This window comes from Stenotrophomonas sp. P5_A8, assembly GCF_056400545.1.
Genome location: NZ_JBFULB010000108.1, coordinates 1 through 22263, shown reverse-complemented (window position 1 = coordinate 22263; position 22263 = coordinate 1). Strand labels below are relative to the sequence as shown.

The 22263-nt window shown below is 68.1% G+C and carries 17 protein-coding genes; 15 read left to right on the top strand and 2 right to left on the bottom strand.

Annotated features, from left to right (window positions below; genetic code table 11):
• From AC1DQP_RS09740 to AC1DQP_RS09670, 15 genes are all read left to right on the top strand, one after another.
• The coding region (locus AC1DQP_RS09740; RefSeq protein WP_478051493.1) for a secretin N-terminal domain-containing protein at positions 1-1091 on the top strand (1091 nt) is incomplete at its 5' end.
• Positions 1092-1194: 103 nt separating this feature from the next.
• Positions 1195-2052, top strand: coding sequence for a glycosyltransferase family 2 protein (locus tag AC1DQP_RS09735; RefSeq protein WP_457318063.1), 858 nt, complete (start codon positions 1195-1197; stop codon positions 2050-2052).
• A complete protein-coding gene (locus AC1DQP_RS09730; RefSeq protein WP_256775373.1) occupies positions 2049-2885 on the top strand; it encodes a glycosyltransferase family 2 protein in 837 nt (278 codons plus the stop codon). Before AC1DQP_RS09735 ends, AC1DQP_RS09730 begins: the two co-directional genes overlap by 4 nt.
• A 46-nt stretch (positions 2886-2931) precedes the next feature.
• On the top strand, positions 2932-4107 hold the full coding sequence (gene pncB / locus AC1DQP_RS09725) for a nicotinate phosphoribosyltransferase (RefSeq protein ID WP_457318064.1): 1176 nt from the start codon (positions 2932-2934) through the stop codon (positions 4105-4107).
• Between the two features lie 171 nt (positions 4108-4278).
• Positions 4279-5460: a non-hydrolyzing UDP-N-acetylglucosamine 2-epimerase gene (gene wecB / locus AC1DQP_RS09720; RefSeq protein WP_457318065.1), complete on the top strand. Its 1182-nt coding sequence runs from the start codon at positions 4279-4281 to the stop codon at positions 5458-5460.
• A complete protein-coding gene (locus AC1DQP_RS09715; protein ID WP_478051492.1) occupies positions 5457-7670 on the top strand; it encodes a hypothetical protein in 2214 nt (737 codons plus the stop codon). The genes wecB and AC1DQP_RS09715 overlap by 4 nt, the downstream gene beginning before the upstream one ends.
• A 6-nt stretch (positions 7671-7676) precedes the next feature.
• Positions 7677-9821: a glycosyl transferase family protein gene (locus AC1DQP_RS09710; protein ID WP_478051491.1), complete on the top strand. Its 2145-nt coding sequence runs from the start codon at positions 7677-7679 to the stop codon at positions 9819-9821.
• Positions 9818-12355 (top strand): NfrA family protein, encoded by a 2538-nt coding sequence (locus tag AC1DQP_RS09705; protein ID WP_478051490.1) that lies wholly within the window; start codon positions 9818-9820, stop codon positions 12353-12355. Before AC1DQP_RS09710 ends, AC1DQP_RS09705 begins: the two co-directional genes overlap by 4 nt.
• Positions 12356-12375: 20 nt before the next feature.
• Positions 12376-13410, top strand: coding sequence for an alginate O-acetyltransferase AlgX-related protein (locus AC1DQP_RS09700; RefSeq protein WP_457318069.1), 1035 nt, complete (start codon positions 12376-12378; stop codon positions 13408-13410).
• Between the two features lie 4 nt (positions 13411-13414).
• The gene (locus tag AC1DQP_RS09695) at positions 13415-14539 is read left to right on the top strand and encodes an alginate O-acetyltransferase AlgX-related protein (protein WP_457318070.1); all 1125 of its coding nucleotides are present in this window, start codon (positions 13415-13417) and stop codon (positions 14537-14539) included.
• Between the two features lie 12 nt (positions 14540-14551).
• Complete coding sequence (locus AC1DQP_RS09690; protein ID WP_478051489.1) at positions 14552-16132, top strand: MBOAT family O-acyltransferase; 1581 nt, start codon at positions 14552-14554, stop codon at positions 16130-16132.
• Positions 16133-16145: 13 nt separating this feature from the next.
• Positions 16146-16376, top strand: coding sequence for an acyl carrier protein (locus AC1DQP_RS09685; RefSeq protein WP_137191072.1), 231 nt, complete (start codon positions 16146-16148; stop codon positions 16374-16376).
• A 29-nt stretch (positions 16377-16405) separates the two neighbouring features.
• Complete coding sequence (locus AC1DQP_RS09680) at positions 16406-17881, top strand: AMP-binding protein (protein WP_457320062.1); 1476 nt, start codon at positions 16406-16408, stop codon at positions 17879-17881.
• The gene (locus AC1DQP_RS09675) at positions 17878-18564 is read left to right on the top strand and encodes an alginate O-acetyltransferase AlgF (RefSeq protein WP_457320060.1); all 687 of its coding nucleotides are present in this window, start codon (positions 17878-17880) and stop codon (positions 18562-18564) included. Before AC1DQP_RS09680 ends, AC1DQP_RS09675 begins: the two co-directional genes overlap by 4 nt.
• A gap of 4 nt (positions 18565-18568) precedes the next feature.
• A complete protein-coding gene (locus tag AC1DQP_RS09670; RefSeq protein ID WP_256775384.1) occupies positions 18569-19702 on the top strand; it encodes an acyl-CoA dehydrogenase family protein in 1134 nt (377 codons plus the stop codon).
• Positions 19703-19758: 56 nt separating this feature from the next.
• Here AC1DQP_RS09670 and AC1DQP_RS09665 read toward each other — a convergent pair whose 3' ends face one another.
• Positions 19759-20757 (bottom strand): DUF4434 domain-containing protein, encoded by a 999-nt coding sequence (locus AC1DQP_RS09665; RefSeq protein WP_478051488.1) that lies wholly within the window; start codon positions 20755-20757, stop codon positions 19759-19761.
• A gap of 64 nt (positions 20758-20821) precedes the next feature.
• Positions 20822-22138, bottom strand: a complete 1317-nt coding sequence (locus AC1DQP_RS09660) for an NCS2 family permease (RefSeq protein ID WP_478051487.1) — start codon at positions 22136-22138, stop codon at positions 20822-20824.
• Positions 22139-22263 lie beyond the last annotated feature (125 nt).

The following is a 22263-nucleotide window of genomic DNA, read 5'->3' as shown; positions in this document are numbered from 1 at the left end:
AGATGGAGCTGGGCAGCAACCGCGACAACGCGCTCAACAACAGCACCATGGGCAACACCGGGTCCAGCAATGGCAGCGGTCTGGGCGATGGCACGATGAGCCTGCCGCAGCGGCAGTCCGGCAACGCCAGTTTCAGCCTGGAAGTGAAGGGTGACACCGTCGGCGTATCGGCGGTGGAAGAAACCAACACGCTGCTGGTGCGCTCCACGCCGCAGGCATGGCGCTCGATCCGCGAGGTGATCGAGAAGCTAGACGTGATGCCGATGCAGGTGCATATCGAGGCGCAGGTGGCTGAAGTGGCACTCACCGGCGACCTGAGTTATGGCGTGAACTGGTTCTTCGAGGAGGCGGTCAACGCGCCCGTCGAAAGTGGCGGGGCCGGATTGGCCAGCGCGCTCGGCCGCTCGATCTGGGGCAGCACCTCCGGTGTGGTTGGCAGTAGCGGGGTGGGCTGGACCTTCCTGGGCAAGAACGCGGCCGCGGTAATCAGCGCACTGGACAAGGTCACCAACCTGCGTCTGCTGCAGACCCCATCGCTGTTCGTGCGCAACAACGCCGAGGCCACCCTCAACGTCGGCACCAAGATTCCGATCAACTCGGTGTCGGTCAACACCGGCGTGGGCGACAATACCTACAGCCAGGTGCAGTATCTGGACACCGGTGTGATCCTCAAGGTACGTCCGCGCATTACCCGCGATGSCGTGGTGTTCCTCGATATCGTGCAGGAAGTCAGCTCGGCGGGCGCGASGCCGAACGGTTGCGATGCGACCAAGACCACCTGCAACCCGCCGATCAACACCCGCAAGATATCCACCGAGGCCGCCGTGCAGAGTGGCGATACCATCATGCTGGCCGGCCTGATCACCGACTCCAACGAGGATGGCTCCAACGGTGTCCCCGGTTTGAGCCGGATCCCGGTGGTTGGCGCGCTGTTCGGCCGGAAGACCCAGAAAAGCGCCCGCACCGAAGTCATCGTGCTGCTCACCCCCACGATCGTGCGCAACGCCCAGGAGTCGCGCAACCTCACCGACGAGTACAGCAGCCGCTTCCGCGCGATGGAGCCGTTCCCGAGCCATCCGAAGAAGAACTGAGCCGCCGTCGCGCTGTCACCGCAGCCGGCGCGCCTGCTACGCTGCGGCCAGGCGTCGGTCATCGTGACCGGCCGCTTCCCGTACGCCGCGCACAGGAGGACCGATGGGGACGATCGTGTTGCTGCCGATCGGGGTCGATGACAGCGCCCTGGACCGCTGCCTGGGCGCGCTGGATGCCGGCACCCCGGCCGACACCGCGCTGTGGCTGGCCGATGACGGCCAGGCCGGGCCACGCGCGCAGGCGGTGATCGCGCACTGGCTGGCACACACGCCGTTGCAGGCCGAGTACACCCGGCGCGCCAGCAGCATCGGCGAGGTCGCCCACCTGGATGAAATGCTGCGCGCCTGCGCAGGCGCGGATGTGGTGGTGCTGGCGCCCGACGCCATCCCCGCGCCGGGCTGGCTGCAGCAGCTCGATGCCTGCTTCGCGCGCGATTCCTCGATCGGCTCGGCCACCCCGTGGTGCAATGCCGGTGAGACTGCCGCATGGCCACGCCTGGGCGAGATCGACCCGGTGCCGGTCGACCTGGCGGCGATGGCCCAGGCCTGCGCAGCACTGCCGCCGATGCATCCGGAACTGCCCTCGGCCGTGACCCACGCGGTGCTGCTGCGCGCCAACGCCCGGCGCAAGGCCGGCGGACTGGACATGCACAGCTACGGGTCCTGGAACGCCGCGCTGGTCGACCTCAGCCTGCGGATGGCGGGCCTGGGCTGGCGCAATGCACTGTGCGAAACCGCGTTCGTCGCCCGCGCCAGCGAAGGCCGTGCGTTCGATGGCGACATGGACGCGCTCGGCACGCGCTGGCCCGGCTGGCAGCCGCGGCTGGCCGCGTTCCTGATGACCGACCCGCTGCGCCAGATGCGCGACACACTGCAGCAGCTGCACCGGCAGGCGATAATGCCGCGGTCCCAGGGCGATCTGTTCGCCGTGCCCGCCGCCCCACCGGAGTCACCTGCTTGAGCCTTGCCATTGCCGCGATCATCGTCAGCTACCAGAGTGCCAGCACCCTGGACAGCTGCCTGACCCGGCTGCGCGCCGCCCGTGGCGTGGTCGAGATCCGGGTGGTGGACAACGGGTCCAGCGACGGCACCCTGGAGATCATGCAGCGCCACGCCAGCGCTGACCCGCGCGTGCGTTTCATCGCCAATCCGGACAACCCCGGCTTTGCCGCCGCCAACAACCAGGGCGTGGCCGCCAGCCAGGCACCGTGGCTGGCCTTCATCAACCCGGACCTGATGGTCGACGCCGAGACCCTGGCGCAGCTGTGCGAGCGGGCGAGGGGCATCGGTGACTGCCTGCTCGGGGTCGAACAGGTCGATGAGCACGGCCAGCCCGATGCGGCGGTGCGCCGTCGCGATCCGGATTTCGGCGCGATGCTGCGCTCGCCCGGGCAGGGCGCGAAGCTGGCCCTCCCTGCTGATCCGAACCAGTCGCTGCAGCCGGTGCCGGCGCTGTCCGGCGCGCTGCTGCTGATGCCACGCACGCTGTTCGACCGCATCGGCGGCTGGGATGCCGGCTACCGCCTGCATGCCGAAGACCTGGACCTGTGCCGCCGGGTGCGCCAGGCCGGTGCGCTGGTGGCGATCGCCAATGACCTGAAGGTCGTCCACGTGCGTGGCGTATCCAGTCGCTCGCGCCCGTTCTTCGTCGAGTGGCACAAGCATCGCGGCCTGTGGCGCTATTTCCGCAAGTTCGAAGCCGGCCAGCGCAGCCTGCCGGTGCAGGGCGCGGTGTTCGCTGCGATCTGGGCCCACGCGCTCGTGCAGATCCCGCGGCTGCTCCGCGCGCGCTGACCGCCGGGCGTTGGTCGGTACATCCGGGCAGGCGCATAATCCGGGCATGATCATCCAGTCCCTGCTCGACACCGACCTGTACAAATTCACCATGATGCAGGCGGTGCTGCATCAGCATCCCGGTGCCCAGGTCCAGTACCGGTTCAAGTGCCGCACCCCGGGCATCGACCTGGCCGCCTACATCGATCAGATCAACGAAGAGATCGATCACCTGTGCCGCCTGCGCTTCAGCACCGACGAGCTCGACTACATGCGCGGGCTGCGTTTCGTCAAACCGGACTTCGCCGATTTCCTCGGTCTGTTCCACCTGGACCGCAAGTACATCGATCTGCGCCCGTCGGACAGCGTGCCCGGCGAGATCGACCTGAACATCACCGGCCCGTGGCTGCATACCATCCTGTTTGAAGTGCCGCTGCTGGCGATCATCAACGAGGTCTGGTTCCGCAACACCACCACGCCGGACGTCGCCGAAGGCGAGCGTCGCCTGCAGGCAAAGACCGCGCTGCTGCGCGACACCCCGGGCTTCGAGCTGTGCCGTATCGCCGATTACGGCAGCCGCCGCCGCTACTCGCGTGACTGGCATGCGCGCATGCTGCCGATGCTGCGCGAGGCGCTGGGTGCGCAGTTCGTGGGCACCAGCAACGTGCATTTCGCCCGCCTGTACGGCATGACCCCGCACGGCACCATGGCCCACGAATACCTGCAGGCGTTCCAGGCGCTGGGGCCGCGGCTGCGCGATTCGCAGGTGGCCGCGCTGGAATCGTGGGCGCGCGAATACCGCGGCGACCTCGGCATCGCGTTGTCCGACGTGGTCGGGCTGGACGCCTTCCTGCGCGATTTCGACATGTATTTCTGCAAGCTGTTCGATGGCGTGCGCCACGATTCCGGCGATCCCTTCGCCTGGGGCGACCGCATGCTGGCCCACTTCCAGGACCGTCGCGTGGATCCGCGCAGCAAGGTGCTGGTGTTCAGCGATGGCTTGAACATCGAGAAGGTGATGCAGCTGTTCGACTACTTCCGCGGCCGCTGCCAGGTCGCTTTCGGTGTCGGCACGCACCTCACCAACGACCTCGGCCCGACCCCGCTCAACATTGTCATCAAGATGGTCCGCTGCAACGGCCAGCCGGTGGCCAAACTCAGCGATTCGCCGGGCAAGAGCATGTGCGACGACCCCGGCTACCTGGCCTATCTGCGCCAGGTATTCGAACTTTCACCTGAGTGAAACGCGCACAAAAGCAACAATGAAGTGCACCTCGGGGCAATAAGTGACGCACAGCGTCACTTTTCTTGGGAAATGTGATCCACATCACGTTGCACTGGCTAGCTCTCGCCACTTGGCCTACGATTTGCGTGATGGAAGTCACACTCGTTGGTCATCACAGGGAGCTGTCCGGTGAAGGTTCTATCTGTTTTCGGTACCCGTCCTGAAGCGATCAAGATGGGACCGCTGGTCCGGGCGCTGCACGCCGCGCCGGATATCGAGTCCATTGTCTGCATCACCGGGCAGCACCGGGCGATGCTCGATCAGGTGATGTCGCTGTTCGACATCCAGCCCGATCACGACCTCGATGTGATGGTGGCCAACCAGACCCTCAACGGGCTGTGCTCGCGCCTGTTCGCCAAACTCGATGCCCTTTACGAACAGGTACAGCCGGACCGGGTGCTGGTGCACGGCGATACCAGCACGGCCATGACCGCGGCATTGGCCGCTTTCCAGCGCCGCATTCCGGTGGGGCATGTCGAGGCCGGCCTGCGTACCGGCGACCTGCAGCAGCCGTGGCCGGAAGAAATGAACCGCCGCGTCATCGACGTGGTCGCCGACCATCTGTTCGCCCCGACCGACAGCTCGCGCTACAACCTGGAACAGGAAAACCTGGCCGGGCGCATCAGCGTGACCGGCAACACCGTCATCGACGCGCTCAAGCAGACCGTGGAGCGCATCGACCAGGATGCCGCGCTGCGTGCATCGATCGATGCGCAGTTCCCGTTCCTGCAGGCCGACCGCAAGCTGCTGCTGGTCACCGGCCACCGCCGCGAAAACTTCGGCGGCGGCTTCGAGAACATCTGTCGCGCGCTGGCCGAACTGGCGCAGCGTCCGGACCTGCAGATCGTCTACCCGGTGCATCTCAATCCGAACGTGCAGGGGCCGGTGCATACGCACCTGGGCGGCCTGGACAACGTGCACCTGATCGCACCGCAGGATTACCTCAACTTCGTCCGCCTGATGCAGCGCGCGCACGTGGTGCTGACCGACTCCGGTGGGGTGCAGGAAGAAGCCCCGGCGCTGGGCCGGCCGGTGCTGGTGATGCGTGATGTCACCGAGCGGCCCGAAGCGGTGCAGGCCGGCGTTGTCCGCCTGGTCGGCACCGATCCTGCGCGGATCGTGGCGGCCGTGCATGCCGCCTGCGATGCGCCGCAGGTGGCGGCGCACTTCATCGCCGACGCCAGTCCCTACGGCGATGGCCGGGCCTCGGCGCGGATCGTTGCTGCATTGCGTGGTCAGCGGTTCGACGAGTTTGTGGCCGCCCACGCCGTCCCGATGTCCCACACCTCCCTTTCAGAACTGACGCCATGACCAACACCATCCGTAGTACCGCACGCTTCCCCAAGGTATTACCGCTGGTCTTGGCCTTGGCCTTCCCACTCAGCCCTGCGATGGCGGCCGACACCGCCGCCGGGCAGTTCAGCGAGTGGGCCGGCGATGCCACGGTGACCCGCAGCATGACCCTGCGCGAGCTGGGCTTCCGCCAGCCGATCACGCTCAGCGGGCAGGAAAGCCAGCGCGAGATCTACCTGCCGGTACCGGCAGGCGTGCCGACCCGCGACGCGCAGCTGCAGCTCGATGGCCGCTACGTGCGCGGGCATACCGGGCGCAGCTCGGGGCTGTGGTCGGTGGATGGCGACCCGGTCGCCGCGCGCTCGATCACCGATCCGCAGGGCGATGCCAGCCAGCTGCTGGCCATCGACGGCCTGCCGCGCGACAACGGCTTCGTGCGGGTCAATGTGGGCTGGTGGTCGGTCGTATCCGACTACCGCTGCGCCGACCAGAGCGCGCCGGCCAACGTCCTGCGGCTGTCGCCGGATTCGCGTTTCAGCTACCGCTTCGATGGCCGTGCCGTGAACACCGTCGCCAAGGCCTGGGGCGCATTGCCGGCACGGGTGCGGCTGCTGGTCGATGGCAAGGCGCTGCAGGCACCGGCCTATGACGCCGCCTGGCGCGTCGGTGCGGCCTTGCGCAACGGCGGCAAACAGGTCGAGGTGGTAGCGCTGCCGGCAGTGGGCAGCACGGTCGACCTGACCGGCATCAGCATCCCCGCCAGCCTGCAGGGCGTGCCGGCCTACGCCGCGCTGGCCGCCGGCGGCGCGCAGCATCGCATCGCCAGCCTGGCCGAAGTGGGCGCGCTGCTGTCGCTGCGCGACAGCGGTCCGCTGGCGGTGGATGTGGCGATCAGCAGTGATCCGCTGCGCGCCGGCGTGCGCGCAGCGCTGGATGCACTGGCCACCGAAGTAGGCGCCAGCAGCAGCGATGCAGCGGCCGCGTTCACTGCCTGGCGCGGTAGCGACATGGCCGCGCTGGAGAAAGGGCCGGGCAACGCGTCGGTGAGCGTGGCCGCCGTGGCCGGGCGTCCGACCCTGGTGGTGGCCGCTGCGGCGGGCGGCAAGGTTGCCGGCCTGCTCAGCGAGCAGTGGCGCAACTACGCCCTGGGCCGCGAGCTGCAGGTGGCCCAGGCCAGCCCGGCGCCGGTCAAGCAGGATGCCGTGCTGCTCAGCCGCCTGGGCAATATCGCCGGTACGCTGGATATCGTCACCCGTGGCGACCGCAGCGCTACCTTCGAGCTGGGCGCGCTGTCGGCCGATGGCCGACTGCCCGACCAGGTCGTGATCGACGTCTCGGCCGCCCCCAACGCGGCCGGGCAGGGCGCGGTGGCGAGCATCTATTTCAACGACTACCTGCTCGGTGCCAAGGTGCTGGCCACCGACGGCAAGCCGCAACGGCTGACCGCCAAGGTGCCCGCCTATGCACTGGCGGCCCGCAATGAAGTGAAGATCAGCTTCCTGCGCCAGCCGGCGCGGCCGTACTGCCACGATCCGGCCACCGCGTTCCCGGTGTCGATCCTGCCCAGCAGTCACCTGACCCTGGCCAAGCGCACGCTCGACAACGATTTCATCGGGGCCGCCAGCCAGCTCGCACACGCCAATGAGGTGTTCGTGCCGGCAACCTGGCTGCAGGACGCCCCGACGTCGCTGGACAAGGTGATCGCCATCGCCAGCGCGGTGGGCGTGTCGCCGCAGGCCGCCGAACTGAAGGTGGTGGCGGCCGGCAGCGCGATCAGCCCGGGCCAGCCGTACCTGGCCTTCGCCCTGGCCCCGTCCGGCACCACGCCGGCCGGTCTCAAGGACGGTCGCCTGGTGGTCAATGGCGGCGACGCGCCGCTGCTCGACGTGGCCGGACTCGACCACGCCGCCGCCGTGCAGGTCGTGGACGGCGGTGGCCACATCGGTGTGCTCTACAACGACCTTGGCCAGCAGGGGCCGTCGCTGGAGGCGCCGTTCCGGCTGCTGCGCGGCGACCTGGCCGTGCTCGATGGCAGCGGTGTCGTCAGCGATTTCGACAGCAAGGATCCCTACGGGGCGCGCGTGGCCGATGCCGGCAACCCGCAGCCGGTGTGGCAGCAGCACATGGTGTGGCTGCTGGTGCTGGTCGGGCTGGTGGTGTTCGCGCTGCTGGCCGCACGCGTCGCGCAGATCCGTCGTCGCCGCAAGTCCGGCAGCAGCGGGCACTGATCGGCCGTGAACGGTCTCCCCTGGGATATCCACCTGGCCAACTACTACGCCGCGCTGGAAACAGCCGCGGCGGTGGTAGCGGTGCTGATCCTGATCTCCAGCCTCGATGACCTGTTCATCGACGTCTGGTACTGGATCCGCGAAAGCTGGCGCACCCTGACCGTCAAGAAACGCCGCGACTACCGCCCGCTGACCCAACAGGATCTGCTGCAGCGGCCGGAGCAACCGCTGGCGATCATGGTGCCGGCGTGGGCCGAGTACGACGTGATCGCGCAGATGGTGGAAAACATGATCGATGTACTCGACTACCGCGAGTACATCGTTTTCGTGGGTACCTATCCCAACGATGCCGAGACCATCGCCGAAGTGGAGCGCATGCGTCGCCGTTACAAACGCCTGCGCCGGGTCGAGGTGCCGCATGCCGGGCCGACCAGCAAGGCCGACTGCCTGAACTGGCTGATCCTGTCGATCTTCGATTACGAGAAACGCCACGACATCGAATTCGCCGGGGTGATTCTGCATGACAGCGAAGACGTGCTGCACCCGATGGAGCTGCGCTTCTTCAACTACCTGCTGCCGCGCAAGGACATGATCCAGCTGCCGGTGACCTCGCTGGACCGCGAGTGGTACGAGCTGATCGCCGGTGTCTACATGGACGAGTTCGCCGAGTGGCACGCCAAGGACCTGGTGGTGCGCGAAAGCGTGTCCGGCATGGTGCCGTCGGCCGGCGTGGGCACCTGCTTCTCGCGCAAGGCGCTGCTGGCGCTGAGCGCGGCCACCGACAACCAGCCCTTCAACAACGACAGCCTGACCGAAGATTACGACGTCGGCGCGCGGCTGGCGGCGATGGGCATGCAGTCGATCTTCGCCCGCTTCCCGGTGCAGTTCCGCGTGCGCCGCCCGTCGTGGTTCGGCTGGGGGCCGGTGCGCGAGAGCACCCAGTCGATGGCGCTGTGCGTGCGCGAATATTTTCCCGACAACTTCCGTGCCTCGTACCGGCAGAAGGCGCGCTGGGTCCTGGGTATCGGCCTGCAGAGCTGGGAGACGCTGGGTTGGCGCGGCTCGCTGGCGACCAAGTACCTTTTGGCGCGCGATCGCAAGGGCATCATCACCTCGTTCGTCAGCATCCTCGCCTACTTCATCTTCCTGCAGCTGCTGCTGTTCTGGGTGCTGAAGATGACCGGGCTGTGGCATACCCAGTTTCCGACCATCTTCCAGGCCGGCACGTGGCAGATGAACATCGCCCTGATCACCACCGCCGCGCTGGCCTCCCGCGTGGTGCAGCGCTTCTACTTCGTCAATCTCCTGTATGGGTGGGAACATGCGTTGATGTCGATCCCGCGCATGGTGGTCGGCAACATGATCAACTTCATGGCCACCGCGCGTGCGTGGCGGATGTTCCTGCTCTACCTGCTGTTTGGCAAGCGCATGGTGTGGGACAAGACCATGCATGATTTCCCCAGCGCCTCGCAGCTGGTGCAGACCCGAAAGCGGCTGGGCGAACTGCTGACCACCTGGCAGGCGGTCGAACCGGAACGGCTGGAGCAAGCACTGCAACAGCAGCAGGGCGGCCGCCAGCAGCCGTTGGGCCGCATTCTGGTGTCGCAGGGCTGGCTCGACGATGAGACCCTGGCCGAGGCGATTGCCTTCCAGAGTGATCTGCCGCGCGCGTTGATCGACGTGGACTACCTGCGGGCCGGCGTGTTCCCGTTGTCGGTGGGAGCCTGCGTGCAGTGGCGGCTGTTGCCGCTGCCGGGCAGCACGCCCGGCACCCTGTCCATCGCCGTGGCCAACCCGCTGAACGGGGCCGAGCAGGCGCAACTGCTGCAGGATGTGGAGGCCACCGCGCTGGAGCAGTCGATCGCGCGCGAAAGCGAAGTCAATGCCGGCCTGCGCCTGATCAGTGGCGAAAGCTACCGCATCGATGCGGTGCCGCTGTTGGGTGATCTGCTGGTGGAAATGCGCTTGATCGCACGCGACCAGTTCGAACGTGTGCTGGACGAGTACAAGCCGCAGCGCGATGGCCGCATCGGCGACTACCTGGTCAAGCACGGCGTGGCCACCGAGGCGGCCATCGCCGAAGCGGTACGCGAGCAGCACCGCCGTTCCGGCCAACCCCAGTACAGCGCAGACGGAGAGCTGAAGGCATGAGGACCACCCTGCTTTCGAGCGTGATCGCGCTGAGCCTGTTCGGCCTGGGCAGTGCCGGCGTGCACGCACAGGAATCGCTGCCGCTGGCCGGCAATGCCTACCGCATTGCCGAGCAGGCCTTCGGCGCCTACGAGCGCGGCGACTACGCGCAGGCCTATCGCAACGCCACCGAAGCGGCGCGCCTGCGCCCGGACGTGGCGCGGCTGCGCCTGCTGCAGATCTACGCGGCGCAGAAGCTCGGTCGCAACGACGAGGCACGCGCGCTGGCCCAGCGCGCGATCGCCGACGGCATCAACGACCCGGCGCTGCCGGCGCTGGCGAGCGCGCCGCGTACGGGCAGTGGCGTGGCAGGCGCAGGGCGTGTCACCACCGCCGCCAGACCCACCGCTGCCGAGCTTGCCTACCAACGGGCTTTCGCGCTCGCCACCCAGGCCTACGAGGCCTACAACAACGACCGCATGACCGAAGCGGCCAGCAAGGCCGAACACGCGTTCCGGCTGATGACCGCGCAGATGCTCGATGAGCAGCTGCCGGCGGCCGAAGCCACGGCCGACCAGGCCCTGGACAACGACAGCGACGACACCGTCGCACTGGTGATGCGCGCCTACCTGCGCCAGCGGCAGATGAAATCCGCGCAGGCCAATGCAGACTTTGATGCCGCGCTCAAGCAGGACTGGCTGGACGCGCAGCAGCAACGCAACGTGCGTCTGCTGGCCGTGGACGCGGCACTTGCCGCCGGCGACCATGAGCGTGCCGTACGCCTGCTGCAGCCGCTGCAGCAGGGCAGCGACGCCGACCTGGATGCCGACAGCCGCAAGGCGATCGAGCAGGCGGTGGTTACGCGGGGCAAGGCCTTGCGCCATCCGCATGCCGCCACCGACCTGAGCCTGAGCGCGTACCCGGCACCGTTCCAGCAGTGCCGCGATACGCCTTACGGCACCCAATGCGAAGTGATGCCGGCCGATCTGCAGGGCGAGGGCGGCGCATCGCAGCGGGCCTATGCCGCCTTCGGTCGCCAGGATTACCAGGAAGCCATCCGGCAGGCGCAGCAGGCGCTCAACGATGATCCGGACAACCTCACCCTGCAGGCGCTGCTCACCACCACGCTGTCGGCCGGCGACCGCGCGCAGGCCGCGCAGGCGCGCCAGCGGCTGGATGCTGCCCTGGCCGCCAAACCGAATGATGCCGGCCTGCTGATGCAGCGCGGTTACCTCAACCAGCGGGTCGGCCAGCCCGAACAGGCCCTGGCCGATTTCCGCGCGGCCGAGGCCACCGGCAAGGCGCCGCCAACCGTGTTGCTGGACCAGGCCTATGCCAGCGCCGCCAGCGGCGACAACCGCCTGGCGGTCACCCTGTTGCGCGGTGCCATCGACAGTGCCGACGCCGGTACGTTGAAGCTGGACAAGGCGCAGCGCTACAACACCCGCAGCTCGATCGCCAACCTGTCGCGCGAGTGGGGCATCATCGCCTCGGCCGGCTATCGCGGTGCACGCCAGGCCGCCACCAACCTGGGCGGTGCGGCGATCAGCACGCCGGGCGATTCGGTGTTCGGCACGCTGGAAGCCTTCTGGCGGCCCTCGGCGACCAACAATCGGCACGGCACGCTGGAAGCCTATGCGCGTATCGCAAATACGCTCTACGACGGTGGCGGCACGTTCGAATCGATCAAGGCCGTGGACCCGTGTACGGGCGTGGCGACCGACGATGCACGTGAACGCGCCGAGCGCCTGAGCCGTTCGCGTTCGATCGCCGGCTGGCCGTCCACCATCGCCTCGTTCGGTGTGCGCTACGCGTTCGGCCAGACCGGCCTGAGTGCCGGCATCGAGCGCCGTCAGTTCGTCGGTACCGCCACCCGCAACGGCGGCATCTATCCCGATTCGGCGGCGATCCAGTGCCGCATCCAGGTCGAGTCGAACCGGCCGCTGCAGATCAACACGCTGGCCCGCTATCGGCTGGACAGCAACGCCGGCGGCTGGATGTCCTATCTCACCTACGGCTTCTACAAGGGCACCGGGGTCCGCACGGACGTCAACCAGTGGTGGACCGTCAGTGGTTACGCCCAGGCTGGCTACACCTGGGACGACAACGACGCGCACTTCACCATCGACAGTCTGGATGCCAACGGCGATCCGGCCCAGCGCATCCTCGCCTCCGACGGTCACCTGCGCCGCCAGCAATGGTTCGGCGCGGCCGAAGTGCGGGCGGGGCGCAGCTACCGCTTTGGAGCAGACCAGACCCGTTGGGTGGTCAATCCCTACCTGGTGGTGGGCGCGGACTGGATCGACCAGCGTTCCAAGGTGCGCGGCATCGAGTACCCGTTGATCGGCGTGCAGTCCTTCAACCTGTCCGATACCGCCAGCAGCTGGTCGCTCGGCGCCGGCCCGGGGATCGGCGTGCGCTACTGGTTCCGCGAAGACCATTACAACGCCGCGCGTTCGTACCTGGACTTGGGCGTGCAGTACCGCTTTGCCATCGGCGGCGGCGATACCCAGCGTGCCAAGGGCCTGTTCGCCACGGCCACGCTCTACTACTGATCATGCAGAAGGAATTGACGATGACCCTTGACCGTCGCAACGCCCCCCCGGCCCGACCGCTGCTGCGGGCCGTACTGTGCACCGCGCTGCTGGCCGCGGCGCCGCTGTCGGCACTGGCACAGGCCGCACCCGCGCCTGCTGCCGCCCCGGCCAGCCAGGATTCGTCCATCGTGATGATCGGCAAGGACGGCTGGCTGTTCCCGGCCTGGGGCAGCCTGACCGAGGTCGATGCCCCGGCGATCAACCGCAACACCCAGCTGATCGCCCAGGCACGCGCCGCGCTCGCCGCGGCGGGGGTCAAGCTGGAAGTACTGGTGCTGCCGGACAAGGCGCTGTTCTACGAAGACAAACTGCCCGATGGCAAGCGCATGAGCGATGCCGTGCGGGGTCGCTATGCGCTGGTCCACGACGGCCTGGTGAAGGCCGATGTCCCCGCGGTGGATGCACTGCAGGTGCTGCGCCAGGTCAAGCAGGGGGGCAAGGACGTGTTCTACCGCAGCGACCAGCATTGGACCCAGCCGGCCGCCGATGCGGTCGCCGTGGCGGTGGCCGCGCAGGTCCGCCAGCAGGTGCCACAGCTGGAGGGGCAGGCCGGTAGCGGCATGGCACTGGGCAGCGAGATCAAGGAACGCCGCTTCGGCGACCTGGCCGAGCTGTTCCTCACCGATGACCAGCGCAAGGCCATTGGCCGGGACACCTTCACCGTGCGCCGCCAGGCCGAACAGCAGTCGCTGCTCGACGACGCGCCGGCACCGGTGCATGTCACCGGGCACAGCATGGTGCAGCCGTATTTCGGTTTCCCGCAGAAACTCTCCAACGTGCTCGACCGGCCGGTGTCGGTGAACTGGAAGCCGGGCAACGTCGGGCACTGGGTGATGCTGCTGGAGTATCTGGAATCGCCCGAATTCCGCCAGCACAAACCCCAGGTGCTGGTCTGGCAGATGTTCGAGCCGTCCTACGTGCAGGGTCCGGAGGCGCGCGGCCAGTGGGACAACGCCTCGATCATGACCCCGCAGCAGTGGACCGCGCGCTTGAACAAGGCACTGGGGCAGTAAGGCGATGAGTGCACGTCCCGGCGCGCCTGCGCCCCTGCCACCGGCCGCGCCGGCCCGTGCCCACATCGCCACCGCGGTGGTGGTGATCGCGCTGCTGCTGATCGGCCTGCTTGCCGGCGGCTGGATGCTGGGCCATGCCAGGCTGCCGGCCGGCTCGCTGGCACCGGCGCGCTGGGCCGATGGCGCGGCGGGTCGCGCGATCAACGATGCGCTCAAGCTGCCCGTGCAGGCCCAGGCCGATCGGGTCACGGCCGCGCTGCGCTATCGCCTGCTCGGCGACCTCGGACCGCAGGTGGCGCTGGGCTGCCCGGACTGGCTGTTCTACCGCGATGGGCTGCGTCCGCAACCGGGCGCGGGCGCGGACGTGTTCACCCAGCGCGTGCGGCTGATGCAGCACTGGTCGAGCCAGCTCAAGGCGCAGGGCGTGCAGCTGCTGGTGGTGGTGGTGCCGGACAAATCGCGGATTGAACAGGCCCACACCTGCGGGCTGCGCACCTCGACCGCGATGCGTGCGCGCCTGGGCCAGTGGCAGCAGGCGCTGCGCGCTGCGCAGGTGCCGTCCACCGATCTGCTGCCGGTGCTGCAGGACGGGACGGCGCCGATGTTCTTCCGCACCGACGTGCACATGAACCGGATCGGCGCCCAGCGCGCCGCCGATGCCGTGGCCGGCTCCGCGCTGCCGCTGCTGGGGGGGCAGGGCGGGCAGGCCTTCGACGTGGGCGCGCCGGGTCCGGCCAAGCCGCGCATGGGCGACCTGATCGTGCTGGCCGGACTGGAACACGCACCACCGGCATGGCGACCGGCGCTGGACCGCGAGTCGGAGCAGGTGATCACCCCACTGCGCAGCGGTGGCCTGCTCGATGACACCCCGCCGGTGGAGGTGCTGCTGCTGGGCAGTTCCAATGGCCGTCGCAGCCTGTTCGCCGAACGCCTGGGCCATGCGCTTGGGCGCGAAGTGTGGAACCAGAGCCTGGATGGCGGCCAGTTCTCCGGCGCGCTGCTGGCGGCCTGGCCGCAGCGCGCGCAATGGCCGCCGACAGTACAGCTGGTGGTCTGGGAATTTTCTGAAATGGCCCTGTCCTTGCCGTTGACCGACGGTGAGCAGGCAACGCTGGCCGAGATCCACTGAGCGCTACGGACGATGCTTTTCAACTCTTTCCTGTTCCTGCTGGTCTTCCTGCCGATCGCGCTGGGCGTGCACTACGCCCTGGGTGCGGTGCGGCCGCGCCTGGCCGCGCTGTGGCTGTGCGTGGCCTCCATCGTGTTCTACGGCTGGTGGAACCCGCAGTTCGTGCTGCTGCTGTCCGGCTCGATCGTGTTCAATTACCTGATCAGCCTGGTGATCCTGTCACTGGCCAAGCGACCGAAGCTGCAGCTGCTGGCCACCGCGCTGGGCGTGGCCGCCGACCTGTTGCTACTGGTGCACTACAAGTATTTCGCGGCGATGGTGAACTTCGTCGGCGAGATGGGCTTCAACGTCGGCCCCATGGATGCGCTGATCCTGCCGCTGGGCATTTCCTTCTTCACCTTCACCCAGATCGGCTACCTGCTCGACTGCCGCGCCGGCGTGGTCAACGACCGCAGCCCGCTCAGCTACGTGCTGTTTGTGACCTTCTTCCCGCACCTGATCGCAGGGCCCATCCTCCACCACAAGGAGATGATGCCGCAGTTCAGCAAGCGCGAAACCTACCGCTTCCATGCCGACAACCTGTCGGTGGGCGGCATGCTGTTCGTGATCGGGCTGGCCAAGAAAGTGCTGCTGGCCGACACCATCGCCCCGTATGCCGATGCCGGGTTCGCGTCCACCGGCGATGTCCAGTTCTGGGGCGCGTGGGCCACCGCGCTGAGTTACGCGCTGCAGCTGTACTTCGATTTCTCCGGCTATTCGGACATGGCATTGGGGCTGGCGCGGATGTTCGGCATCCGGTTCCCGCTGAACTTCAATTCGCCGTACAAGGCGACCAGCGTGATCGATTTCTGGGCGCGCTGGCACATGACCCTGACCCGCTACATCACCGCCTACCTGTACTACCCGGTGGCCATGGCCGTGACCCGCTGGCGCACCCGCCATGGCCGCGCCACCGGCCCGACCGCAGTGGCCTCGGCCGGCGGCTTCCTGTCGATGATCGTGCTGCCCACGGTGTGGGCGATGGGCCTGGCCGGCATCTGGCACGGCGCCGGGCTGCAGTTCTTGATCTTCGGCCTGCTGCATGCCGGCTACCTCTCCATCAACCACGCCTGGCGCGTGTTCGTCGGCGGCCGCAAACCGGCCGCATTGCGCCAGCTGCGCTGGTACCAGCACGCCGGCTACGTGCTGCTGACCTTCGGCGCGGTGCTGGTGGCCCAGGCGTTCTTCCGTGCCGATGGCGTGCACGATGCCTGGGAACTGGTGCAAGGCATGTTCGGCGTCCGTGGCTGGGAAAGCATGGAGCAGCTGGGCTACCTGGGCCGCATGGGCCTGGCCGACGGCTGGCGGCTGCTGATGGGTCATCATCTGCAGCTGGTGTACATCGTGGTACTGCTGGTCATCGTCTGGGCCACGCCCAACGCGCAGCAGATCATGGGCGTGTACTCGCCCTCGCTGGCCAAGCCCAACCCGGCGCCGCGCGCGTGGATGCGCTGGCAGCCGAACCTGCCGTGGCTGGGCGTCATGCTGCTGATGTTGCTGCTGTGCCTGCTGAGCCTGCACAAAGAATCCCGTTTCCTCTATTTCCAGTTCTGACAAGGTGAACCCGATGGATATCCAGACCCTCCAGACCCAGTTGATCGACATCGTCGAGGCGGTGATCGGCACCCGCGTGCAGCCGGACGAATACATGGAGTCGCTGTTCGACTCGATGTCCAAGGTGCAGCTGATGGTTGAGGTCAAAGACCGCCTCGGCGTGACCCTGCCGGTGGATGAGATCGATGCACTGGTCGACTCGGTGCAGGTGCTGGCCGACTACGTGGCCGCGCACCAGCGCTGAGCCGTATCCCCCCTGCAGGAGCTGCGCGCATGCGATTCGATTTCGACAACTGCCGTTTCGTCGACCTGGACCATGCCGCGCATGCGCCAGCGCTGCACGATGCAGACGGCACGCTGGACTGGGCCGCACTGCATCGCGCCACCCTGGACTGGATCGTGCGCGCGCAGGTCGCGGGGGTCCGGCCGGGGTTTGCCCTGGTGATCTCCGGGCACAAGCAGTCCGCCTTCGTGGTGGCCATGCTCGGCTGCCTGCAGATGGGCGTCACCTACGTGCCGGTGGACACCATCAATCCGCCCGCGCGGTTGCAGCGCATCACCCAGCTGACCCATGCCGGCGCGGTCTACGATGCGGCCACCGATACCTTCGGGCCGGGCGCCGATGCACCGCGCGCGTTGCGCGTGCCGGACCTGGCGTACGTCATGTTCACCTCCGGCAGCACCGGGGACCCCAAGGGCGTGCAGATCGGCCGCGACAGCGTGGCGCTGTTCACCGGCTGGATCCGCGACTGCCTGCAACTGGGCCAGGCACCGGCGTTCCTCAACCAGATGCTCTTCAGTTTCGACTTCTCGCTGTTCGACCTGTGCGGTGCGCTGGGCCTGGGCGGCAGTTGCGTGCTGTGCCCGCGCGAGGTGATCGCCGACAGCGAGCGTTTCGTTGAACACCTGCGCCATTCGGCGGTGGCGGTGTGGGCCTCCACGCCCTCGTTCGTACGCCAGCAGATGCTCAACCCACGCTTCAATGCCGAGCATCTGCCGTCGTTGCAGGTGTTCGTGTTCGGCGCCGAATCGTTGACCCCGCGCGTGGCAGAGGAATTGTGGGCGCGCTTCCCGCAGGCGCGCATCATCAATTCCTACGGCCCCACCGAGGCCACCTGTTCGACCACCTGGGTCGAGATCGATCCGGCCTTGCGCGCGGCCGCCCCCAACCCGTTCCCGATCGGCGTGGCCAAGCCCTATGCGGAGGTGTTCATCGACGATGGCGAAATCTGCATGGCCGGCGACCACGTCATGCGCGGCTACCTGGATCGTCCGGACCTGGACCAGGGCGTGCTGTTCGACCACCAGGGCAAGCGCGCCTACCGCAGTGGCGACCTCGGCGATCTTGACGAACAGGGCCGGGTGTATTTCCGCGGCCGCAAGGACGACCAGATCAAGCTCAACGGCTACCGCATCGAGCTGGCCGAAGTGGACGCCTGCCTGTCGACACTGGACGGCGTGGTGGCGGGTGCGGCGGTGGTGCTGCGCCGCCCCGACGGCAGCCTGGTGCGGATGATCGGCTTCGTCGAACTGGCCCAGCCCGGCGACGGCCTGGTGCAGCCGCTGCCGGCCGCGCTGCAGGACTGGAAGGAACAGCTCGGCCGCCGCGTTCCGCCCTACATGATTCCCTCCGAACTGATCGCCGTGGATGCGTTGCCCACCGGCAACAGCAACAAGGTCGACCGCAGACAACTGGAGCAGCGCTATGCCTTGGCGCGCACGCTCCGCAGCCAGGAACCCAGACCATGAAGCTCCCCCTGATCCCGCTCGCCGCCGCCTTGTTCGCGCTTTCCCCGCTGGCCGCCCACGCGCAGCAGGGGGGCCAGGAAGGCCGTCTCGCGCAGCTGTATGCGCCGCGGCCGCCGGCCGGTTCGGCCTTCGTCCGCGTGCTCAACCCGGGCAGCGCCGCGCTCAAGGTCGCCGTCGGCAACGGTGCCGAGCAGAGCATCGGCCCCGCCACCCGCGCCACCCGCTACGCCATCGTCGAAGGCGGCAAGCCGTTCAACCTGCGCGTGGCCGGCAAGGCCCGCAGCCAGGCCCAGGTCGCCGCCGGCAGCTTCACTACGCTGGTGCTGGATGCGTCCACGCCGACCAAACCGCTGGCGGTATTGGCCGATGGCGGCGGCACCAGCGACGCGCTCAAGGCCGAGATCCGGTTCTACAACCTCGCCAGCGGCTGCACGCAGGGCCGCCTGGCCATGGCCGACAAGGGCGCGGTGGTGTTCCCCGCCGTCGCGGCCGGCAGCAGCAGCGCGCGCGGCATCAACCCGGTCAAGGCGCGCCTGGTCGCTGGCTGCGGCAGCAAGGACAGCGCACCGCTGGCGCTGCCGGCGCTGCAGCCTGGCGATCACTACAGCCTGTTCCTGACCGGCACGGCCGCTGCCCCGGTGCTGCAGGGCCAGCTGAGCGGCACCGATGCGGTGGGCCGCTGATCCCATGTCCGAGCGTTCCGTTTTCCGCGACGACCACGCCCTGTTCCGCGCGCAGGTGCGTCGCTTCATCGACAGCGACATCGCGCCGCATTACGCACAGTGGGAGCGCGATGGCATCACCCCGCGGTCGCTGTGGCGCGCCGCGGGCGAGGCCGGCCTGCTCAACTGCCAGCTGCCCGAGCCCTACGGCCTGGGCGGCGACTACGGGCATGCCGCGTGCGTGACCGAAGAACTGGCGCGCGCCAATTACCTGGGCATCGGTTTTTCGATCCATTCGGACATGGTGGCGCCGTACCTGATGCAGTACGGCAGCGACGCACTGCGTGATGCATGGTTGCCGGCGATGGCGCGTGGCGAGGCGATCGGTGCCATCGCCATGACCGAACCCGGCGCCGGCAGCGACCTCAAGGCGATCCGTACCCGCGCCGAGCACCAGGGCGATCATTACCTGTTGAACGGCCAGAAGACCTGGATCACCAACGGCAGCAATGCCGATGTGGTGGTGGTGGTGGCGACCGTCGCGCCGGAGCTGGGTGCGCGCGGGTTGACGCTGTTCTGCGTGGATACTTCCTGGCCCGGCGTCACCCGTGGCGCGCCGATGCCCAAGATCGGACAGCACGCGCAGGACACCAGCGAGCTGTTCTTCGACAACGTGGTGGTGCCCGCGTCGCACCTGCTGGGTGAAGCGCAGCGCGGCTTCGATTATCTGGGTGAACAACTGGCGGCCGAGCGGCTGGCCATCGCGCTGCGTGCGGCGGCCTCGGCCGAAGGCATGCTGGCCGAGACGGTGGCCTACGTGCGCCAGCGCAAGGCGTTCGGGCGCTTCCTGATCGACCACCAGAACACCCGCTTCGTCCTCGCCGATGCGGCCGCCAAACTGGCGATGCTGCGCAGTTTCCTCGACCAGTGCCTGGGCGAGCAGATGCAGGGGCGGCTGGATGCCACGATGGCGGCGATGGCCAAGCTCAACGCCACCGAACTGCAGGGTACGGTGCTCGATGACCTGTTGCAGCTGCATGGCGGCTACGGCTACAGCAGCGAGTACGGCATCGGTCGCGCCTGGACCGACGCGCGCGCGCTGCGCATTTTCGGTGGCAGCAGCGAGATCCTGCGCGAGATCATCGGCCGGACGCTGTAACGCGCGTACGGCACGAACCTGCCGGTACCCACTGTTGGTCGGTACCGGGGGACGCCCTACAGACCCCAGTGCCGGCGCAATGCCTTGGCCTGCGGCGTGTCCTGCGACAGCCACGGGTCCAGCGCGTACACCAGCACATGTTCGGCACCGCTGTCGCGGGCCCAGGCCAGTTGCCGTTCGATGCGCGCGGCATCGGCGGTTTCGCCCTTGAACTGGGTGCCGTCGGTGTTCTCGCCGGGCAGTTCGCGGAACAGCTCCACGATCGCATCGAAGGCCACGCCGCGCTGTTTCAGCATCGCCAGCAGCGGCCGCAGTTCCTGCACATTGCCCGCACCGGCCACCCCGACCCCGTCCTGCACCATCGGCCGCAATGGCACCTGGTCGAGCAGGCTGGCCCAGACCGTTTCCAGCCGTCCGCTGGTCTGCAGCCGGCTGAAATAGGTCGACACCGCGCAGTCGCCACCCTGTGCGTGCGCGGCCTGCTGCAGTCCGTGCAGCCACTGCCCCAGCCATTGCACGCGCGCTGGATCGGCCCAGTGGTATTGCTCGATTTCATACGGCAGGTACCAGCCGCCGAAGGCCTGCAGACGCGCCCACGGTGCCTGTGCCAGCCACTGCTGCGCGCGCGTCAGGGTCTGGGCGAAGAACGCCTGCAGGGTGGCGTCATCGCCGCCGATCGCCTTCCACCACGACTGCTCGAACGGCAGCCCGACCCGCACGGTGATGCCCGCTTCACCCGCAGCGGTGAACAGCATCCGCAGGCTCGCATCTGGCAGCTGCCAATCGCCCTCGGGCGCGCCATGGATGCCGGTCCATTGCAGCACCAGCTGTCTGCAGCCCAGCCGCTTTGCCAGCTGCACCGAACGCTGCCAGTCGGCCATCGTCCAGTCCAGGTGGCTGCGCCAGGGCTGCAGGAAGGTGCCATCCACCTGCGCGGGCATCGAACAGCCGGGCAGGGTGGCCAGCATGCCGACCGCCGGGGCCAGCAGTGCGGCACGCAGCAGGCGGCGGCGCAACGGCGAGCACGGATCGGCAGGCAGGCGGGCATCGGTCATGCCCCATCATCCCAGAGCCACGTTGCGGAGGGGTGAACCGCCGCGCGCCGCGGCGGCGCCGCAGTCATTCCAGTGCGTAACGCAGCACGAACAACCCGGCTACCAGCCACACCGCCGGATGCACCTCGCGCCAGCGACCGGTGCCGGCCTTGAGCACCGCATAGGCGATGAAGCCGAAGGCCAGGCCGTTGGCGATGGAGTAGGTGAACGGCATCGCCAGCGCACACAGGGCGGCCGGCACCGATTCGGTCAGGTCGTTCCATTCCACGTCGACCAGCTCGCGCAGCATCAGCCCGGCCACGAACAACAGGGCTGGGGCCGTCGCGTAACCGGGCACCATCGCCGCCAGTGGCGAGAACAGCAACGCGGCCAGGAAGAGCGCGGCCACCACCAGTGCGGTCAGCCCGGTGCGGCCACCGGCCTGCACGCCCGAGGCGCTTTCGGCAAAGGCGGTGGTGCTGCTGGTGCCGAGCAGCGAGCCGGCCACGATCGCGGTGCTGTCGGCCAGCAATGCGCGGCCGAAACGCTTCTGCGCGCCCGGCAGCTTGAGCAGGCCCGCACGTCCCACCACGCCATACAGCGTGCCGGTGGCATCGAACACTTCCACCAGCACGAACACCAGCACCACCTGCAGCAGCACCGCGATGGGCGCGCCGCCGTCGTGATGCAGCAGGCCGGGCAGGTCCAGTTGCAGGAAGGTCGGGGCCAGGCTCGGCGGCAGCGAGATCATCCCGTGGAACTGCACGTCACCGAGCAGCCAGGCCGCGCCGGTCACCGCCAGGATGCCGATCAGGATCGCACCGCGCACCTTGCGTGCTTCCAGGATCGCGATCAGCAGGAAGCCGGCCAGCGCCAGCAGCGGGGTTGCCGTATTGAGCGGGCCGAGTGCCACCAGGGTGTCGGTGTTGGCGATGATCACGCCGGACTTCTGCAGCGCGATGATCGCCAGGAACAGGCCGATACCGGCCACGATCGCCGCGCGCAGCGAGGCGGGAATGCCCGCCACCAACCACGCGCGCACGCCGGTCAGCGACAGCAGCAGGAACACCAGTCCGGAAATGAAGACCGCCGCCAACGCCTGCTGCCACGGCAGCCCGGCGGCACCGACCACGGTGAAGGCGAAGAACGCATTCAAGCCCATGCCCGGGGCCATGCCGACCGGGAAATTGGCGGCAAACGCCATCACCAGCGAGCCCAGCGCGGCGGCCAGGCAGGTGGCGACGAACACCGCACCGGGATCCATGCCGGTGGTGGCCAGGATGTCCGGGTTGACGAAGACGATGTAGGACATCGTCAGGAAGGTGGTCAGGCCGGCCAGCAGTTCGGTGCGCACGGTGGTGCCGTGCTGCTGCAGCTGGAACAGGCGCTCGGGGAGGGACATGGGGGAACCTCGTGACGATAAGGCGTCACGACCAACGGTCGTGACCTACCGGAATGCAAACGGCCGCGCAGTGCGCGGCCGAATTTCTTCTCTTATTTCAGCGCCTTGAAGCGCAGGCGCTTGGG

Bases quoted from the DNA above. Each gene is read 5' to 3' on its own strand.
- AC1DQP_RS09735 (WP_457318063.1), top strand. From the start codon at position 1,195: ATGGGGACGATCGTGTTGCTGCCGATCGGGGTCGATGACAGCGCCCTG.
- pncB (WP_457318064.1), top strand. From the start codon at position 2,932: ATGATCATCCAGTCCCTGCTCGACACCGACCTGTACAAATTCACCATG.
- AC1DQP_RS09715 (WP_478051492.1), top strand. From the start codon at position 5,457: ATGACCAACACCATCCGTAGTACCGCACGCTTCCCCAAGGTATTACCG.
- AC1DQP_RS09705 (WP_478051490.1), top strand. From the start codon at position 9,818: ATGAGGACCACCCTGCTTTCGAGCGTGATCGCGCTGAGCCTGTTCGGC.
- AC1DQP_RS09700 (WP_457318069.1), top strand. From the start codon at position 12,376: ATGACCCTTGACCGTCGCAACGCCCCCCCGGCCCGACCGCTGCTGCGG.
- AC1DQP_RS09695 (WP_457318070.1), top strand. From the start codon at position 13,415: ATGAGTGCACGTCCCGGCGCGCCTGCGCCCCTGCCACCGGCCGCGCCG.
- AC1DQP_RS09690 (WP_478051489.1), top strand. From the start codon at position 14,552: ATGCTTTTCAACTCTTTCCTGTTCCTGCTGGTCTTCCTGCCGATCGCG.
- AC1DQP_RS09685 (WP_137191072.1), top strand. From the start codon at position 16,146: ATGGATATCCAGACCCTCCAGACCCAGTTGATCGACATCGTCGAGGCG.
- AC1DQP_RS09680 (WP_457320062.1), top strand. From the start codon at position 16,406: ATGCGATTCGATTTCGACAACTGCCGTTTCGTCGACCTGGACCATGCC.
- AC1DQP_RS09675 (WP_457320060.1), top strand. From the start codon at position 17,878: ATGAAGCTCCCCCTGATCCCGCTCGCCGCCGCCTTGTTCGCGCTTTCC.
- AC1DQP_RS09670 (WP_256775384.1), top strand. From the start codon at position 18,569: ATGTCCGAGCGTTCCGTTTTCCGCGACGACCACGCCCTGTTCCGCGCG.
- AC1DQP_RS09665 (WP_478051488.1), bottom strand. From the start codon at position 20,757: ATGACCGATGCCCGCCTGCCTGCCGATCCGTGCTCGCCGTTGCGCCGC.
- AC1DQP_RS09660 (WP_478051487.1), bottom strand. From the start codon at position 22,138: ATGTCCCTCCCCGAGCGCCTGTTCCAGCTGCAGCAGCACGGCACCACC.